Origin of the sequence: Exiguobacterium abrahamii, from assembly GCF_015645365.1 — a bacterium.
GTDB lineage: Bacteria > Bacillota > Bacilli > Exiguobacteriales > Exiguobacteriaceae > Exiguobacterium_A > Exiguobacterium_A abrahamii.
In genome coordinates, this window is record NZ_JADOYC010000001.1 from 1,043,668 (window position 1) to 1,062,137 (window position 18,470).

An 18,470-nucleotide genomic window follows, 5' to 3' on the forward strand; every position below is an offset into this window, starting at 1 on the left:
GATGACTTTCAATGATTCTTTCTGTACAATGAAAAAGTATTTTGAAAAGGAGGTGGAGCACCATGAAAGGAAACGCATGGGCTTCAAAAGTTGGATTTATTTTAGCAGCAGCGGGATCCGCCATTGGTCTGGGGGCCATCTGGAAATTCCCGTACACGACTGGAACGAACGGAGGAGGCGCGTTTTTACTCTTGTTCCTCGTGTTTACCTTATTACTTGGACTGCCCGTTTTAATTGCCGAGTTTTTAATCGGTCGTACGAGTGGAAAAACAGCACTTCAAGCGTTCTCTGCACTTGGTCATAAGAAGTTCACATTCATTGGTGTACTTGGTGTCATCGCCTGTTTCTTGTTGCTTTCTTTCTACAGCGTCATCGGAGGATGGGTCTTGATTTATACCATTCTTGGTTTCACAGGTCGCCTAACGACGATGGACGGTGGTGCGCTTGGTGAATTGTTCGGAACGATTTCCGCCTCGCCGTTATATGTTATTTCAGGGCAATTGATTTTCCTCGCTTTGACATGTTGGATCGTCTTACGTGGTGTTCAATCCGGTATTGAAAAAATGAGTAAAATCATGATGCCATTATTATTCGTGTGCTTCATCATCCTTGTCGTTCGATCATTGACACTTGATGGTGCAATGGAAGGTGTTAAATTCTTTATACAGCCTGATTTTTCGGTCCTCAACCGAACTTCTGTCCTGAGTGCGCTTGGTCAAGCGTTCTTCTCCTTATCGCTCGGTGTATCGGCGATGCTGACATATGCTTCCTACATGAAGGAACGTGGCGAGATTAATCGTTCCGCCGCATGGATCGTCGCGATGAATGTCGCCGTCTCATTATTAGCTGGATTCGCGATTTTCCCAGCTGTTTTTGCTTCGGGTCTTGATCCTGCAGAAGGACCGGCATTGCTTTTCATCGTATTGCCGACTGTTTTCAGTCAGATCCAGTTTGGCTCGTTGTTCCTAACACTGTTCTTCCTTCTATTTGCTTTCGCATCGATCACTTCATCGATCGCTATGCTTGAGGTCGTTGTTTCTTCATTAACGGATCGTAAGGAGAATGCGACGTCGCGTGATAAAAAGCGGACGACATGGTTCGCGACACTTGCGATTGCGATCGTCGGAATTCCGTCCGCACTCTCGTTCGGTATGTTGAGTGATGCTCAATTCATGGGAAAAACGTTCTTTGACAGCGTTGATTTCCTTGTCTCGAATATTTTAATGCCGATTGGTGCTTTACTGATTTCGATTTTTGCTGGGTACAAGCTCGATCGAGCTCTTGTCGAACAGGAACTCGTGACGAGTCCATTCATGAAAAAAATCGTGCCTGTGTGGCGTGTGAGTGTTTGTTACTTGAGTCCAATCGCGATTTTGATCATCCTTGTATGGCCATTGTTCGGATAATAGATCACTTTTTCAAGGTAGTCGACAATTTTGTTGGCTACCTTATTTGTTGTAAAAAAAATCATGCGAAAGAAAGAACGGACAGCTCATTCTTCGGTCTGATGCGATATTTTTAAAAGTATGTTGAAATATAAATACACGAGGCGTAACATTTCGGAAAAACGGGAAACTTTTTGTTAGACGTTACGTAATGTTAAAATAAAGACACGTAAACCTGATAGAAGAATCAGTACGAAGGAAGAGGGGATGACATGAAGTCTTCATGGTGGATATTTGGTTCCATCGGTATGATGTTCGTATTTCTACAATTGGCCGATACGTTCAACTTCTCGGGAATCTTCATCGCTCTTGGTTTGTGGTTCATTTGGAGCGGTTATCGAACAAAACCAGGTCGACGATATCGGACAGAACGGAAATCGACCGAAATCAAGCGAAAAAATGTGAAAAAGAAATTACTACTTGATGACGAAGATGAGTTCGTCGGAAGTGTCATTTTAAAACCGGAACGGGCGACACGCCGATTTGAAGAGACGGATGATTTAGAACTTCAAGTATTGCAACGGACGATCGAAGAAGGATTCACAAAAATCCAGACGTACGATCAAATCGTTCCCTCCATTCGAGATAGTGAAATCAGAAGTGAGATGCGAATCGTCTCACGGGAAGCACATGTCTTGTTCGAGGAGTTATATGAAAGTCCACGCGACGTCAAAAAAGTTCGGGACTTCTTTACGTTTTATCTGGATTCCTTATTGTCGATTTCAGAAAAATATGCCGATTTGGAACGCCGTGGCGCTCAAGTTCAATTGGATACGAAAAATCAATTGATTTCGAACTTGAAAATGATCGGACAAAAATTAAAGCAACAACAAACCTTGTTGCTTGAAGGGGATACCGTTGATTTAGAACGGGAACTCTTGACGATTGAAAAGGTATTGACGCAAGAGACTGAACAACGAAAACAGGAGGAGAGTTACCGACATGACCCATTCTGATAAAGATACATGGCAACAATGGCCTGATGAGCAAGATCAACCGACGATTTCTGATCCGTCGGTGGATTTAAACGTAGCGGAAACACCGCCCAAAATGCCGGCTCGCCCTGTCGAAGAAATGATTCCTTCGGATGTTCCGGCAGAACAACGACAAAAGATCGAACGTCTACTGCAGGTGATCGATCTACAAAAAACGGATGCCGTCATGCAATTCGGAGCGCCTGTCCAGCGTGAACTATCCCAATTCTCGGATCAAGTCTTAAGTGAAGTGAAGATGAAGGACGGTGGGGAAGCAGGGAAATTGCTGAGTGACTTAATGCAGCGTGTCCGCCAAATGGATCCAGATACGCTTCAAGAAAAAAAGAGCTTCTGGTCGAACGTGCCGGTCATCGGTCGGGCGAAGAAAAAAGCCGAAACGTATTTCTTACAATACGAGAAAATGAGCGCTTATCTCGAAGAAGTCGTACACAATCTTGATCGATCAAAATTTGGGTTGATGAAAGACATCACGTTACTCGATCAAATGTATCAAAAGAATAAGCGTTATTTTGAAGAATTAAACGTTTATATTGCGGCTGGCGAGACGAAAATCGCTCACGTTCGTCAACATGAAATCGAACCGCTACGAACGGAAGTCGAGGTATCGCGGGATCAAACAAAGTTACAGGAATTGAATGACTTGATTCAATTGACGGATCGTTTTGAAAAGAAAATCCATGATTTAAAATTATCCCGAACGATTAGCTTGCAGATGGCACCGCAAATTCGTGTCATTCAACAAAACAACCAAATTCTAGCTGAAAAAATTGAATCAGCAGTCGTTAATACGATTCCGCTTTGGAAAAACCAAGTTGTCCTATCTTTGAGTCTGTCGCGTCAAAAGGCAGCGCTTGAAATGCAGAAGGATGTCACCAATACGACGAACCAGTTACTTGAGCAAAATTCGAAGTTGCTGAAGGAGTCGTCGATTGAAATTGCGGAAGAAAACGAAAAAGGCATCGTATCCGTTGAATCGTTAAAAGTGGCGCACCAAAACTTGATCGAGACACTGGATGAGACATTACGCATCCAACAAGAAGGAAAACAAAAGCGCCGCGACGCAGAGCATGAACTAGAGCGAATGGAGAATGAATTGAAACAAAAAGTCATCGAAGTCGCTTCAAAAAGCAGAGAATTACCGAATCGACCATACTAAGGAACACGATATTTCGTGTTCCTTTCCTTCATGAAAGGAGATTTTGAATGAATAACGAAGAGAAGCAGTTGAAATGGGATACGACATGGTTATTATTCGCACGGATGATGGCAGACCGTCATTCAAAATGTGCCTCAAAATCCGTTGCCTGTGTCATCGTCAAAGATGAAAAGCCGATTTCAATCGGAATAAACGGAACACCTAGTCAGCATGTGAATTGCAACGAAATTTACTTAAAGCAAGATGGTATTCTCTATACATCACGACCTGATCACCCGATTGTTGAAGAATCGGTTGAACGAAACGGAATTCTCTTTTATCGGTGCGAAAATCAGGAAGAACACCATGAATGGTCGAAGCAACACGAGATTCATGCTGAAATCAACGCGCTCGGTAAGCTAGCAGCCGATTCGACGAGCGCGCGTCATGCAACAGCTTATGTCACACATAGTCCGTGTCATGCCTGTAGTTTAGCGCTCATCGCTTCTAAAATCGATCGTGTCGTGTATTCGACAGGGTATGAATATGGAGACGGATTGAACCTTATGCGACAGAGTGGAATCGAAGTCATCCACTTGCCACTCGCAAACGAATATTTTCTTGAAAAAATTTAACGAAAAAGGGTTGTAAACGCTTCCATAGCATTGTATGATGAAATCAAGCATTGCCATGGTAATTATTCACTCTTCCATTCGGACTGATTTTCAATCGAAAATCGGTCCACTTTTTTTTTAGAAAAGAATTGACAGGGCTTGAATAGTTTGGCATGATGACTATAGAATATGACGAAGCGGAACGCCGCATTTTCATACAAAACCAATCAAGGAGCTGGAATGCCAGGTCGTTGAATGAAAAATCCTGACTCACATGAGTCAGGATTTTTTTATGGATGAACAAGTGTCGCTTCCTTGAGGCGTTTAGCACGGATTGCACATTTTGTGGCGACCGCACCTGAAAGGATCGTCATGAACCGCTGACAGAGGATGTCTGGTTGTGATTGATGTAAAAACAGTTGATGTAATAGTCGGTTGAAGGCGGCGTCTAGTGAGGACAAGTGCCGTTTGATTGCAGTGGGAGACATATCTTGAATTTCCTCTGCTTGATAGCCAGAATCACTTTGGAAAGCAGAGAGGATGAGAAGCTCTGTTTGCGCATCAGCCAACGTTAGCCCTTGTTCTTGGACATAATGACAAGCCTCGCGCAATTCATGAATCAACAAATGTTCCAAAGCATACGACGTATGCATTTGATATGGATCGTACAACTGGACTGCTTGCCGAATTTGATCGCGGGTCACGATTTCCGATACCGTCCATTGATCGAGTGTGCCAACAGCTTCACTGTATAGTTGAGTAAGTGGTCGAATCATCGTTTCTCCTCCTTAAACATAAAATGAACTTCCAGTTTCATCATAATTCATTTAGAAAACGCTTACAATATCTGTTTGCTAGTAGTCGTGATGAAATCGTGTCTGCTATGATATGAATGAAGAAAAAGGAGTGAGATGACGTGATTCAATTATTCAAAGCACTTCCGGAAATGACAATGCCTTCTAGTGGAAACGATGTTTTTCCCATCCAGCCATCGAATCAACCGATTGGACTTTCGCTAGAGACGCTCGTTCCGGGTGAACGAATCGAAGAAATGTTACTCGTTGCTTCGGGTGAAATCCGCACAGGTCAAACCGGACGAGAGTGGCTGCAGTTCACGTTCAATTCGCCCGCTGGATCTTGTAAGGGAAAACAATGGATCAATCAAGGAACAGCAGAAGAAGCACTCCGTCCATATCTCGAGACACGAATTGTTCGGGTCGAGGCGAAGGTAGAGGAGTATCCGCCGCAATCCGGAAACAAATCATTGATCGTTCAACGTGTCACACCGATTTATGATGCCTCACCGACGCAGTTCTTGCCGCAACTATCAGCAGATGAATCGCTTGAAACGTATCGTGATCAGTTGCTTGGACTAGTCGGTCAACTTGATTCTCCTTACCAAGAAATCGCGCTCTCGATTCTGCGACAGTACTGGGCGGACTTTTCAACACGACCGGCTGCGCTGTTTCATCACCATGCCTATATCGGTGGGTTGCTGAAACATACTGCTTGTATGATGACGATTGGTCGAGGAATTTGTGATAGTGAACAACCATACTTGACGCTACTCAAATGTATTCAAGAAGCAGAAGCCGATCATAAAAATGAACTCTTCCAAGCAGCTGAACGAGAGATACGTCAATTTTCTTGGGATGACAGTTTTGATGCCCTCTATCAAGCAGCAAAAGGGATTGCTCTGTTAGATCAACGACCGAATCCGAATGAGTTGTTGCTCGGTATTTTATTGCACGACATCGGAAAGCTATGGGAGTATACGCATGCGGGTGCATCGACAGATCGTTTTTCAAGACTGTTGCACGTAACAGAGGAAGAGGAAGAACTGGCAGGTATTGCGCTTGATCCGGACGGTGTATTGATGGGTCACATGCCATATGGTTGTTTTGTTCTCGAACAAACACTTCGAGAAGAAGATATCCGATTACCGCGTGCTGTTTATCACCGTCTCATGCATATGGTATTATCACACCATGGTAAACGCGAGTGGGGATCAAGTGTTACGCCGCAAACGATAGATGCTTGGTATCTTCATGCGATTGATCTACTCGATGCACGAAAAGAAAAATGGCGTCAGCAACAAGGACGCTAAGGAGTGAAATCATGCAAGACAAAATACGTACGACCGTCATTACTGGTTTTTTAGGTGCCGGTAAAACTACGCTACTCAATCATCTCGTTTCTCATCCGACAGAAAAGTTTGCCTTGCTCGTCAATGAAGTAGGTTCTGTTCATATTGATGAAGCGTTGATTGAACGAAGTGACGAAGAGATGATCGAATTGACGAATGGTTGCATTTGTTGTTCGATTCGCGGCGATTTACGGGATGCGTTGCTACGGATCGCAAAACGCCGTCGAGATGGAGAGTTATCGTTTGATCGATTATTGATTGAGACGACAGGCGTTGCGGATCCAGGGCCGATTCTACAGACATTCTATTTCGAGCCGGCTGTTGAACAGTCCTATCAGATTTCCAGTGTCGTTACGGTCATCGATGCGTATCACTTGGAACGTCAACTGACGTTCCAAGAAAATGTGAAACAAATCGGCTTTGCTGACGTCCTGATCTTGAATAAAATGGATTTGATCGACGAGTCAAAGCGCGAAACGTTGTCCGCTTTACTGCGCGAACGAAATCCTTCTGCAGCTATCATTGAAACGGAACAGGCTCAACTTGAATCGGACCGACTGTTTGAAACGTTCCATTTTCCAAAAGAAGAGCAAGTACGACTCAGTCAACAAACGGCTCAGATTCATCAATCGGTTGAGGATTTCACGGCATTGACGATCGTCGAGGAACGACCCTTGAACCGAAATCGATTCGGCATGGTCCTACGTGAGGTGTTAGAAGCGTATGCGGAAGATCTCTATCGCTATAAAGGAATCATTCATTTTGCAGATACGGATCGAAAGGTCATTTTACAAGGTACTGGTATGATTTATGGCACAGCAATCAGAGAACCATTTAGCGAACAACCAAAGACGACGCTCGTCTTCATTGGTAAAGGGCTGGATGAACAAGCGATACGAAAAGGAATCGAGGCGGCAATTGAACATGGTTGAACTTTATTTTGATGGTACGGTCCGTCCTTCAAATGATGAAGCGGCGGTTGGGCTGTTTAGTAAAAATTCCGAGGGCGAAGTCACGGAAAAAATGTATCAAATTCAAGCAATCAATAATCATGAAGCAGAATTTATTGCTTTTGCGAAAGCCGTCGAATGGGCGCACGAACTGATTGCACAAGGCGAGAGCGTCATTTCGTTTCGGACGGATTCAGAAGCTGTTGCACTCGCAGTCGAACGCGAATTCGTCAAGAATAAACGAACGCAGACGATTTTTGATCCTGCCTTTGCGCGTTATCAACTCTTACCACTCGCTTTCGTGAAGTGGATACCACGGTCGGAGAACAAAGCAGATCGTGTCGCACGAGAGGCGTTACGATTATATGAAGCATGATTGACGACAAACACCCCTATCCTCACGGTAGGGGTGTTTGTTCATGTTCGATGCGCTCGATCAGAATTTGGTCGACGCGTCGTCCGTCTAAATCAACGACTTCAAACCGGTACGGTCCAATTTCGACAGTACTCCCGCGGGAGGGGACATCACCTAACGTATATAGAATCAAACCAGCAACCGTATGATAGGCGTTCAACTGTTCACCGGGTAAGTCTTCTGTATAACCGAGGGTCCGCTTTAAATCATCGATGTGCAATAGACCATCCGCGAGGAAGGAGCCATCCTTTCGCATGACGAGTTCCGGTTCTTCCTCAACGCTTGAAATTTCGCCAACGAATGCTTCGAGGATGTCGAATAAGGTAATCATGCCGAGGAAACCACCATATTCATCAAGAACAAAGGCGATGGATACCGTCTCTTTGCGCATCCGCTCGAGCAAGACGGTTGCTTTCAATTGACGAGGCACGATGAGTGGGGATTGAATCAGTCGTTCGAGTTCTTGAACAGGTTGTTCCGCTGATAGCACCTCTTTCGCATCAATAAAGCCGACGAAGTGATCTAAGTCACCATGACCAACCGGTAAGTTTCGATGTCGCGCTTGCCGGAGCTCTTGTAAGATCGTATCGGAGTCATCCGCTAAGTCAATCCATTCGGTAACGGTACGCGGCTCCATCAGTTCGTACGCATACAAATCATGAAAATCAAACACACGAGAGACTTGCTCCGCTTCAGACCGATTGAAGGTTCCTTCTTGCGTACCACGAATCAGTAATTGTCGAACTTCGTCTTCCGTCTCATCTTCTGTTTGCAGTCGATCCAGACCAATCAAACGGAAGATGGAACTGGTCGACTTACTTAGAACCCAAATGAATGGTCGAAGAATAATTGAGAAAAATCGCATCGGTGGGGCAAGCCACATCGTGACCCGTTCTGGACTGACAAGGGCGACACGCTTAGGAACGAGTTCACCGATGACGAGCGAAATATAGGTGATGATCGTCACGACGAGAATATAGCCGATCGTACTGGCATAAGGGGCGAGCCATGCGAATTGAGCAAGCCAATTGATGACCGGTCCTGAGAGAGCGGCGCCTCCAAAAGCACCGTTGACGATGCCGATTAACGTGATGCCGACTTGAACAGTCGATAACAGATCGGTTGGTCGATCGAGTAACTCTAACGCAACATGGGCTGACTTTTTGCCATCATTCGCTGCTTTCTCTAATTTCGACCGTTTTGAGGAAAGCAAAGCGAGTTCAGTCATCGCAAAAATACCGTTTGCTAGAATCAAAAGCAGTACAATCGTTAAGTTAATCAACCACATGAAATCTTCACTCCTTTTTCGATAATAAACTATTCCCCAAAACTGTCTCTCTCATTCCCATTACGTCTACTTTTGCGTTAAACTAAAAGAGAAATAATCAAAAGGGGGAATTTGTTTATGGAATACCGTGTAGAACGTGACACGATGGGGGAAATTCGTGTACCAGAAGCGCAGGAATGGGGCGCACAAACACAACGTAGTCTGGAGAACTTTAAGATCGGAACGGAAAAAATGCCGATTGAAGTCATTCGTGCCTTTGCAGTCCTGAAAAAAGGAGCGGCGCTTGCGAACCGCGACTTGGGCGTGCTTGAGGCAGAAAAAGCGGGTGTCATCGCTGAAGTATGTGACGAAATCATCGCGGGGAAATTCGATGATGAGTTTCCACTTGTCGTTTGGCAAACGGGTTCAGGTACACAGTCAAATATGAACGTCAACGAAGTGATCGCTCGGGTCGCGACACGCAAGTTGAAAGAACAAGGCAGTGAGACGACGATTCATCCGAATGATGACGTCAACAAATCACAAAGTTCAAATGATACATATCCGACAGCGATGCATTTAGCGGCGAAGACAGTCTTGTTGGAATCACTATTCCCAGCAATCGATGCGTTGCATGCGACACTTGACGAAAAAGCGAACGCGTTTGCGGATATCGTCAAGATCGGACGGACACACTTGCAAGATGCTACACCCATCACACTCGGTCAAGAAATCAGCGGTTGGGTCCGGATGCTTGCACTTTCGAAGCAGATGATCGAGCGGACGCTTGATCCGTTAACGGAATTAGCAATCGGCGGTACGGCAGTCGGGACCGGCATCAATGCGCATCCTGAGTTCGGTGATTTAGCAGCGAAAAAGATGAGTGAAGAGACTGGTTATGAATTCACGAGTGCGGAAAATAAATTCCATGCTTTAACGAGTCACGATCAACTTGTCTTCACACATGGTGCCGTCAAAGCACTGGCGATGGACGCGATGAAGATCGCAAACGACGTTCGCTGGCTCGCATCAGGTCCACGAGCAGGAATCGGCGAAATCACGATTCCTGAAAATGAGCCGGGAAGCTCAATCATGCCGGGGAAAGTCAATCCGACTCAAAGCGAAGCGTTGACGATGGTCGCTGCGCAAGTTCTTGGAAACGATGCGACAATTGGTTTTGCTGCAAGTCAAGGAAACTTTGAACTAAACGTCTTCAAGCCGGTCATCATGTATAATTTCATACAATCTGTTCGTTTACTGACAGACGCCTTGCATTCGTTCAATGACCACTGTGCGATTGGAATCGAACCTGAACAGTCCGTCATCGCTGAGAACGTCGATCGTTCGTTGATGCTCGTCACTGCACTCAATCCGCACATTGGATATGAGAATGCAGCGAAAATTGCAAAGGCAGCGCATCAATCCGGGTCAACCTTAAAAGAAGCAGCACTTGCGACTGGTCTACTAACAGAAGAACAATATGATCAATGGATCGTACCAGCAGATATGGTCCGTCCGAACTTAAAAGCGTGAGTTGAAAAAGCGGGGGAATTCCCTCGCTTTCTCTTTATCCGAGGACGGTTCTTCGGATGTATGGAAAGAGAGGGGATTGAATGGAACGGAGTCGAAAACGGATAGAAAAACAACTGCAACAGACGATCATCATGGTGGAGACGTTACTTCGGATGCCAACCGTGCCACGTACAGAATTACTTGCATTAGCAAGCTGGCTTGAAGGGCTTGGGAGAGAGGAACTATTTAAAGGGCTTGCTGATCAAGTGAGTCGGGAAAAAGCGACGTGGGAACAAATGAATGCGGTCATCACGCAGCCGATCGTTAAAGAATTACTGCAGCCCATCGTCGATCAGTTGTCGGAACGCTCTCGCGCCAATCGGATTCGAAAAGAATTGGTCGTCACTGTGACAAGACGTTTTCTTGAGAATATCAAATGGAAGAAATCGCTCGAACAGGAGCGCTATATGTCACGATTCTTCAGTTCGGTAGAAGACACGTTGTCGATATCACATGATATTGCTATGGATGCTGTCATCATCGACCATGCATCTATCGTGGAATCCTTAGAGTTGACTCAAAAACTGATCAAACAAATGGAGTCAGCATTCGTTCCCGTCATCATCGTAGGTCCGAACCGGTCTGACATTCGTCAAGTCAGCTATGAGATGGGAGCCGATGACTACTGGGATGAGACGGTGACGAATGAAGAACGGCATGTTCGTCTAGCGAGACTGTTACGAAAATTAAGGGTCGTATCTTCGACGATCTTGGTCGATGAACTGACGGGAGCTTACAACCGGAAATATCTCCAAAATGCTTTTGATCGTCGCGTAGCACGTCTCGAACGTGAACAGCGGACATTTGGGTTAGCGATTTTTGATATCGATCATTTTAAGCGGATCAATGATTTACATGGACATCCAACAGGGGATTTGGTCCTCTCCGAATTAGCTACCGTCGTTCAACAAGCTGCTCGTCTCGATGATGAATTCATTCGTTTCGGTGGTGAAGAATTCATCTTATTGTTTTCAGCAGAAACGGTACCGCAAGCCGTTGCGAGTATGAATAAAATTCGCGAACGTGTCGAGCGTCATATTTTTGCAAATGGATTAAAAGTAACGGTTTCAATTGGTCTCTCCTTTGCTTTTGATCTCCACACATCCCTGGCGCAAGCAACAGCGGAGGCAGATGAAGCTCTGTATCAAGCGAAACGTAACGGCCGTAATCAAGTGGTGTCCTATTCGACAGCGATATCGATCGAAAAAATACCGGTCTATATCCGTGTCGAGCAAGGACTCCTTAAACAGGTACATACGCTTGATATGCCGGATCATCCGAAATACCATATTGAGGTGATTTCGTTAGATGATCGACGGATGTCCCCAATACAATTGGCGATTCCTTCACTTGATCAGTTAGTAAAAGAGAACTTTGTGCGAGTAGAGGAGTGGAGACAACAACGGGAATCGATCATTGATATTTTGATCGTGACGGATCAAGAAGACGATCATTTAGCCAAGGCGCTATCCTGCGGTGCGACAGACTATATCATGACCTCACAAATCGATTCTGATATGGAGGAATGGATTGCTGAATGGATCATGCAAATTCCTTAAAAAAACAGCCACATTCGTCCGTCATACGGAGCAATGTGGCTGTTTTTTAGTTACTGATCATATCGACGAATGATGAACGGATAATCGTTTCCCTCGACCGCATCATAATGTGTTTCGGAAGTAATCTGAAATGAAGATGGGATTTCGGGATAATGTACATCTCCAGAAAGAACCGTATCAATTTCAGTGACATACAAGCGGCGAGCAAGAGGAAGCGTTTGAGCAAACAACTCTCCACCACCAATCAAAAAAACTTCTTCTTCTGAATCGACGTATGGTTGTAAAGCAGATAAATCATGCCATACCGTTACACCTTCGGCTGCAAACGTCTGATCGCGCGTAATGACGATGTTCTCTCGACCGGGCAACGGTCGTCCGATGGATTCGAACGTCTTTCGTCCCATGATGATCGGTTTGCCAATCGTCGTACGCTTGAAGTGAGCCAAATCAGCTGGAAGATGCCAAGGCATCGCATTGTCACGACCGATGACATGATTTTTCGTATACGCTACGATATGTGTGATCATACGGCTACCACACCTTTAATGTGCGGATCAGGATCATAGCCTTCAATGATGATGTCTTCGAAGCGGAAGTCTTCGATACGATCGACTGTTCGAGCGAAGCGAAGCGTTGGTAATTTTTTCGGGGTACGCGTCAACTGAAGATTGACTTGCTCAATATGATTCGAATAGATATGAGCGTCACCGAGCGTATGAACGAAGTCACCAACTTCAAGTCCACACACATGTGCAATCATATGTGTCAGTAACGCATAAGAAGCAATATTGAATGGTACACCTAGGAAAACATCAGCTGAACGTTGATACAATTGGCATGATAGTCTTCCGTCAGCGACATAAAATTGGAACAAGAGATGACAGGGCGGTAATGCCATCTCATCGACTTGTCCAGGATTCCAAGCACTGACGATCAAACGACGAGAATCCGGATTCGTCTTAATCTGTTCAATGACTTGTGCCAGCTGATCGACTGTCGTGCCATCTGGACGTGGAAATGAGCGCCATTGTGCCCCGTAAACAGGACCTAGATCTCCGTTCTCATCGGCCCATTCATTCCAAATCCGCACACCATTTTCCTGTAGATAACGAATATTCGTATCACCCGAGATGAACCAAATCAACTCATGGATGATCGACTTCATATGTAACTTTTTCGTCGTAATGAGAGGAAAGCCATCTTGAAGGGAGAAGCGCATTTGGTGACCAAACACGCTGAGCGTCCCCGTTCCCGTCCGGTCTTCCTTTTTTGTTCCGTGTTCCAAAATGTGTTCGCAAAGTGCATGATATTGTTCCATCGGATGACAGCTCCTTTTCAAAAAATCCAAATTTCATTGTACCATAAATTAAGATTTTGAGGATGTCGGTAAATGTCTTGCGAACAGATAACGGAATAAACCAAAGAGCGGAATCACGTCTTGCCAATTTAATGACTGTGCATTCCGAAGACGAATGCGCCGAAGCAAATAGACTTGCAGAATATAGAATAGTAACAAATCGACGGTCATCGTTCGAACGAATTGATTGGTCTCAAAGTAGATGCGGAATATACTCCAATCAGATCGAGCAAGAGCAATCCAAAGCAATAATGTCGTCACGACGCTAAGTAAAGCGACGACGGTCGGAATCCACCCGCGACGGCGAAAAGGAAGAAACGTTTTCCTTGGAATAGCGAGGGCGACATAAGGCATCAATACGAAGGCGCCTAAGAAGAACGATCCAATACTTGCGACGAGCGGTCCGGGTCGCATGAATCGTTTCTCATCTAGAAATAGTAAAAAGAATGCGAACGGATAAATACCGAGTAAGGCAAATAAACTTAACGCGGATGTATCAAATTGACTTTGGTCGAAGCGTAAAAACGAAATCAAGAAACCTTCTGGGAAGACACGATTATTTCCAAATAATAAGATGAAGACAATAGCAATCGCCCAGACAAGGAAGAGCAAATATCGACGATACACGTGTCCACACTCCTTTCTCATACCTTTCTTTCCCATCATCTTAGATGTAGTAAACACCTGTATTTCATATTTCATGATATCAAATATGTGAAGGTTCTTGCTTGAGCACCTCTCATGGACATGTTAAGATGACGTTGTGATAATTGAAAGCGCTTTTACAAATTGATGCAATCGTTTGCTCAATATGTAGCACGTTACGTACATAAAAGAGGAGAGTGTTGAGGATGGAACGTAAATGGTGGCATGATAGTGTCGTTTATCAAATTTACCCACGTAGTTATAATGATTCGAACGGGGATGGAATCGGTGACTTGAACGGAATCATCGAAAAGTTGGATTATTTGAAGACGCTTGGTATCGACGTCATTTGGCTAAGTCCTGTCTATGATTCACCGAATGACGATAATGGTTATGATATTCGTGATTATGAAGCCATCATGAAGGAATTCGGAACGATGGATGATTTTGATCGTCTTCTAGATGAGGCACATGCACGAGATATCAAAATCGTCATGGACCTCGTCATCAATCATTCGTCAGATGAACATAAGTGGTTCGCGGAATCGCGTCAAAGCAAGGACAATCCATATCGAGATTATTATATGTGGCGACCGGCAAATCCAGACGGTTCACTACCAAACAACTGGGGATCGATTTTCTCTGGACCTGCCTGGGAATATGATGAAACAACGAATGAGTATTATTTACACTTATTCTCGAAGAAGCAGCCTGACTTGAACTGGGAAAATGAACAGATGCGTCACGATGTGTACGGGATGATTCGTCGCTGGTTGGATCGAGGGATTGATGGTTTCCGAATGGACGTCATTAACTTGATTTCGAAGACACCCGGCTTACCAGATGCGACGGTCCATCCAGGAGCACTGTATGGAGATGGTGGGGAACATTATATCAATGGACCTCGTGTCCATGAATTTTTACACGAGATGAATGAAGCTTCCTTCGGTAAATACGATGTCCTGACAGTCGGTGAGATGCCAGGAGCGACGACGGATGATGCCATTCTTTACACGGATCCGGCACGTAAAGAGGTCAACATGGTCTTTACGTTCGAACATATGGATCTCGATTCAGGTCCGAATGGGAAATGGGACGTCATTCCGTTCGATTTACTCAAACTCAAGCAAAACTTTACCAAATGGCAGACGGCCTTACATGAGACGGGCTGGAACTCACTCTATTGGAATAACCACGATCAACCACGCGTCGTTAGTCGATTCGGAAATGACACGACGTACCGCGTCGAGTCAGCTAAAATGCTTGCTACATTGTTGCATTTGTTAAAAGGGACGCCATATATCTATCAAGGCGAGGAAATCGGCATGACGAACGTCGCTTTTGAAGACATCGCGGACTATGAAGATATCGAAATTCGGAACATGTGGAAAGAACGTACGGAACAAGGAGCATCACCGGCTGAACTACTACGTTCCATCCATATCAAAGGACGCGACAATGCGCGGACACCGATGCAGTGGGATGCGTCGGAGAACGCTGGTTTCTCGACGGGAACACCATGGTTGAAGGTCAATCCGAACTATCCGGAAATCAACGTCGAACAGGCGCTTGCAGATGAGCAATCCATCTTTTATTACTATCAACAGTTGATTCGTCTACGACATGACCATGAGCTCGTCGTCTATGGTCGCTATGAACTCTTACTCGAAGATCATCCAGAAGTTTACGCCTACTCACGAACGCTTGAAGGGGAGACATGGTATGTCTACTGTTCGTTTGCGGATCATGATGTGAATATTCCGTATACGCATGATATGTCAGACCGCGTCATCGGAAACTATGATGGGTCCGTTGTTACCGACGAACTCACGCTTCGACCTTATGAAGCAGTCGTCTTCCGTACGTTTGAAGGTTGATTCATCTAGGCATAAAACAGAGAGCTGACTCAAAAAAAGAATGACGCGCCTTTTCACGCCGCTTCCTCAGGCGAGACACAAGACCCGGTTTCCTGCTTGAATGAAGCAGGAAACCGGGTCTTGTTTGTCTCTGAAGCGCATAAATGCGCTGTTTCCTATAGAAGTTGCGTGAGACGCATCATTTTTTTACGAGAAAAGGGTGGCAAATCATCATTCTGCCACCCTTTCCTTATAAATTATCGCTCCAATTGAGCGACTTGTTTAACTTGAGCGATGATCGTATCACGATCAGTCGTTGACGGATTGAGGCGGATGCCATACAGTCTTTCGGGACCCACTGGCTTCTCATGCAATAGCTGACCTTCGATGCACAAAGGTTCTTGACCCTCAATCAATGAGAATTCAACAACAATTTTCATTGATTTGAGGAGTGGAAGTTTTAGTTCTGTGCTGATTGCTAGTCCGTTCGGTGAGATATTATGGATTTTCATCAATCCATTAGGAGTACGCTGGTCATTTTTCAATAAATGAAATTCACCTGTTATTGGTTTTTTAAGCGTATATCGAAATGGTTCATTCCGTTTGATTTTCATGTAGGCACCTCCAATCCCATTATCCGACAATTTCGTCAAGTCTTCTAGTTTTTTTTAGGTCATGCAGCAGCGTCTGTCGATTGTTTCGTTGGGTGGATACGTTTTGCTAAATACATGAATGGTGTCGCGAACCAAGCGACGACGAATTTCGCGAGATACGTCGTAATGAAGATCTGCCACCAGATGGAGAAGGGCATATCGTGAAAGGCGATCGCACAAAACGTCAACGTATCAAGCAATTGACTTAATACAGTTGACCCTGTCGTCCGTAACCAAAGTTTACGTTCGCCTGTCTTCTGACGGATCTTTGAATAAATAAAGACATCGAATAGTTGCGAGACAAGATAAGCGGCAAGACTACCGACAGCAATCCATGGTAAGAGTCCGAACAATAAATGCAAGGAATCGGATGTTTCGAGTGCAGCCTTATCAGCAAGTGGTGTATATAAAAGACTGAACTGCATCAGGACGGTCGTCGTGATCAGGGAGAAGAACCCCATATAGACGCCTTTACGAGCGACCTGCTTTCCGTATTTTTCATTGAGGATATCTGTCGCTAGATAACAACTGCCATATACGACATTCCCTAACGTAAAGACGAAACCAAAAATATCGACGGTTTGTGTGACTTGGATGTTTGCAATGATTGTTGCGATGGCAATCCACATCAACAATCCTGTCTTACCAAATAAATAATAACTGAAAATCAATAATCCCATCGTTAAGAAAATGGAAGGGATCCATAACCATTCGTTCATGAGATGTACTCCTTTCTGTTCATACAGATGAAAATTGTACGCTGAAATCGATCAACTGTCAAAGGTGATGAAGCGATGAGGGCATTAAAAAAAGACCATGAGTTTCATGGTCTTTCGCACGGTCTTTAGCCCATTCGTTGCAGCGAGTACCGACGACGTCTTCCTTTGACGTAATAGTTCTCTGTCGATGTAAAATCATTCGCTTCTAAAATACGTTTTGCAAACGAAGCGTGCGGTGATTGTTCAAGGACACGCGCGCGTACTTCGTGACGATTTAGTACCCCAGAATACGTCAATGCTTCAGCAACTGCTTGAGTAGCTAGACCCCGACGCGTATAGGGATCAAACACCATGAAGTCGAGTTGGAAGTAGTGACCCATTTTTAAGAGCAAAACCCGCCCCACGATCGTATCCGCTTCAACGATATCAAAGTAATAATCTTCAGGATAACTGTGCTCGACGGAATCAAAAGCCCGCTCTTCTCCAAGCTCATGGTCATACCCTTTGATTTCTTGCGGAGTCAGTCCATATGCTTGCTCGCCATACTTCAAGAAATGATCGTACTCAGCTTGATCGACATGACGTAATGTTCGACGTCTCAATTCCATCACAAAATCCTCCCTCATCCCAATTGATGCTTCGTTTACATTATAGCGATACCCTCTGTGCAATTGCAAAAATTAACTGGAATCGATCCGCAGGAAGAAATCTAAAAAAAGTCATTCTGTAATCATCTTGTGATTGTTTTAATTACCTCGGAATATGGTAAAGTAATGATGTAGACAACTGCATACTGGAAGGGGCTGGAAAACGTGTTCACAGAACGTGACGGAATCAAATTGCGTCTAGAGCAAATCGAACGATTGTATTCGGACTTGAATCGTGAAGCGAAACAATTGACGGAACGCTTACGCCAATTAGATGAACAAGGGGATGAAGTTCAACATGATCTTTCCCTTAATAAAGAAGACCGCGATCATTTGAAGTCAAGCATCGATGAGACGCTTCAAGCACTCATGAAGCGGACGACGGTCGATGCAAAAGTCGAACAGGAAAAGCAAGAAGACCTGATTTCGAAAAAAGCATTGATTGAAGATATCGAAGGATTATTGAAGAAAAAGAAATGAGCTAGCTCCGGCTAG

Annotated in this window: 19 protein-coding genes; 11 read left to right on the top strand and 8 right to left on the bottom strand. The window is 44.7% G+C overall.

The window, feature by feature from the left end; genetic code table 11:
• The first annotated feature begins 62 nt into the window (after positions 1–62).
• The 4 genes from ITJ88_RS05185 (at position 63) to ITJ88_RS05200 (ending at position 4,210) form a co-directional block, all read left to right on the top strand.
• Positions 63–1,406, top strand: coding sequence for a sodium-dependent transporter (locus tag ITJ88_RS05185; protein WP_195864828.1), 1,344 nt, complete (start codon positions 63–65; stop codon positions 1,404–1,406).
• A gap of 251 nt (positions 1,407–1,657) precedes the next feature.
• Positions 1,658–2,401 carry a 5-bromo-4-chloroindolyl phosphate hydrolysis family protein gene (locus ITJ88_RS05190; RefSeq protein WP_023468595.1) on the top strand — a complete coding sequence of 248 codons (744 nt, stop codon included), beginning with the start codon at positions 1,658–1,660 and terminating at the stop codon, positions 2,399–2,401.
• On the top strand, positions 2,388–3,596 hold the full coding sequence (locus ITJ88_RS05195) for a toxic anion resistance protein (protein WP_023468594.1): 1,209 nt from the start codon (positions 2,388–2,390) through the stop codon (positions 3,594–3,596). Before ITJ88_RS05190 ends, ITJ88_RS05195 begins: the two co-directional genes overlap by 14 nt.
• A gap of 47 nt (positions 3,597–3,643) precedes the next feature.
• Positions 3,644–4,210 (top strand): deoxycytidylate deaminase, encoded by a 567-nt coding sequence (locus tag ITJ88_RS05200; protein ID WP_195864829.1) that lies wholly within the window; start codon positions 3,644–3,646, stop codon positions 4,208–4,210.
• A gap of 269 nt (positions 4,211–4,479) precedes the next feature.
• Here the strand turns inward: ITJ88_RS05200 and ITJ88_RS05205 are convergent, their stop codons facing one another.
• Complete coding sequence (locus tag ITJ88_RS05205; RefSeq protein ID WP_195864830.1) at positions 4,480–4,965, bottom strand: hypothetical protein; 486 nt, start codon at positions 4,963–4,965, stop codon at positions 4,480–4,482.
• Between the two features lie 140 nt (positions 4,966–5,105).
• Between ITJ88_RS05205 and ITJ88_RS16455 the strand changes: the two genes are divergently transcribed.
• The 3 genes from ITJ88_RS16455 to ITJ88_RS05220 are packed head-to-tail and all read left to right on the top strand — an operon-like array spanning position 5,106 to position 7,661.
• A complete protein-coding gene (locus tag ITJ88_RS16455) occupies positions 5,106–6,296 on the top strand; it encodes an HD domain-containing protein (protein ID WP_195864831.1) in 1,191 nt (396 codons plus the stop codon).
• A gap of 11 nt (positions 6,297–6,307) precedes the next feature.
• Positions 6,308–7,267 carry a CobW family GTP-binding protein gene (locus ITJ88_RS05215; RefSeq protein ID WP_195864832.1) on the top strand — a complete coding sequence of 320 codons (960 nt, stop codon included), beginning with the start codon at positions 6,308–6,310 and terminating at the stop codon, positions 7,265–7,267.
• A complete protein-coding gene (locus ITJ88_RS05220; protein ID WP_064299690.1) occupies positions 7,260–7,661 on the top strand; it encodes a reverse transcriptase-like protein in 402 nt (133 codons plus the stop codon). The genes ITJ88_RS05215 and ITJ88_RS05220 overlap by 8 nt, the downstream gene beginning before the upstream one ends.
• Before the next feature lie 22 nt (positions 7,662–7,683).
• Here the strand turns inward: ITJ88_RS05220 and ITJ88_RS05225 are convergent, their stop codons facing one another.
• Positions 7,684–8,988 carry a hemolysin family protein gene (locus ITJ88_RS05225; protein WP_195864833.1) on the bottom strand — a complete coding sequence of 435 codons (1,305 nt, stop codon included), beginning with the start codon at positions 8,986–8,988 and terminating at the stop codon, positions 7,684–7,686.
• Positions 8,989–9,105: 117 nt separating this feature from the next.
• On the opposite strand from ITJ88_RS05225, the gene fumC reads away from it, so the two are divergent.
• Both fumC and ITJ88_RS05235 read left to right on the top strand, forming a co-directional pair.
• Positions 9,106–10,500, top strand: a complete 1,395-nt coding sequence (fumC, locus tag ITJ88_RS05230; protein WP_195864834.1) for a class II fumarate hydratase — start codon at positions 9,106–9,108, stop codon at positions 10,498–10,500.
• Between the two features lie 80 nt (positions 10,501–10,580).
• A complete protein-coding gene (locus ITJ88_RS05235) occupies positions 10,581–12,098 on the top strand; it encodes a diguanylate cyclase (RefSeq protein ID WP_195864835.1) in 1,518 nt (505 codons plus the stop codon).
• A gap of 50 nt (positions 12,099–12,148) precedes the next feature.
• On the opposite strand, the gene ITJ88_RS05240 is transcribed toward ITJ88_RS05235, so the two are convergent.
• From ITJ88_RS05240 to ITJ88_RS05250, 3 genes are read right to left on the bottom strand one after another with little or no spacing between them, the layout of a single operon-like run.
• On the bottom strand, positions 12,149–12,625 hold the full coding sequence (locus tag ITJ88_RS05240; protein WP_064299692.1) for a dihydrofolate reductase: 477 nt from the start codon (positions 12,623–12,625) through the stop codon (positions 12,149–12,151).
• A complete protein-coding gene (locus ITJ88_RS05245) occupies positions 12,622–13,416 on the bottom strand; it encodes a thymidylate synthase (protein WP_195864836.1) in 795 nt (264 codons plus the stop codon). Before ITJ88_RS05245 ends, ITJ88_RS05240 begins: the two co-directional genes overlap by 4 nt.
• A gap of 48 nt (positions 13,417–13,464) precedes the next feature.
• The gene (locus ITJ88_RS05250) at positions 13,465–14,082 is read right to left on the bottom strand and encodes a hypothetical protein (protein ID WP_195864837.1); all 618 of its coding nucleotides are present in this window, start codon (positions 14,080–14,082) and stop codon (positions 13,465–13,467) included.
• Between the two features lie 224 nt (positions 14,083–14,306).
• Here ITJ88_RS05250 and ITJ88_RS05255 point away from each other — a divergent pair, with 224 nt between their 5' ends.
• Positions 14,307–15,977 carry a glycoside hydrolase family 13 protein gene (locus ITJ88_RS05255; RefSeq protein WP_195864838.1) on the top strand — a complete coding sequence of 557 codons (1,671 nt, stop codon included), beginning with the start codon at positions 14,307–14,309 and terminating at the stop codon, positions 15,975–15,977.
• Between the two features lie 236 nt (positions 15,978–16,213).
• Here the strand turns inward: ITJ88_RS05255 and ITJ88_RS05260 are convergent, their stop codons facing one another.
• From ITJ88_RS05260 to ITJ88_RS05270, 3 genes are all read right to left on the bottom strand, one after another.
• Positions 16,214–16,570 carry a PilZ domain-containing protein gene (locus tag ITJ88_RS05260; protein ID WP_195864839.1) on the bottom strand — a complete coding sequence of 119 codons (357 nt, stop codon included), beginning with the start codon at positions 16,568–16,570 and terminating at the stop codon, positions 16,214–16,216.
• A 59-nt stretch (positions 16,571–16,629) separates the two neighbouring features.
• Entirely contained in the window at positions 16,630–17,328 is a 699-nt protein-coding gene (locus ITJ88_RS05265) for a queuosine precursor transporter (RefSeq protein ID WP_029341956.1), read from the bottom strand.
• 125 nt (positions 17,329–17,453) lie between these two features.
• Complete coding sequence (locus ITJ88_RS05270; protein WP_195864840.1) at positions 17,454–17,936, bottom strand: GNAT family N-acetyltransferase; 483 nt, start codon at positions 17,934–17,936, stop codon at positions 17,454–17,456.
• Between the two features lie 204 nt (positions 17,937–18,140).
• On the opposite strand from ITJ88_RS05270, the gene ITJ88_RS05275 reads away from it, so the two are divergent.
• A complete protein-coding gene (locus ITJ88_RS05275) occupies positions 18,141–18,455 on the top strand; it encodes a hypothetical protein (protein ID WP_023468579.1) in 315 nt (104 codons plus the stop codon).
• Positions 18,456–18,470 lie beyond the last annotated feature (15 nt).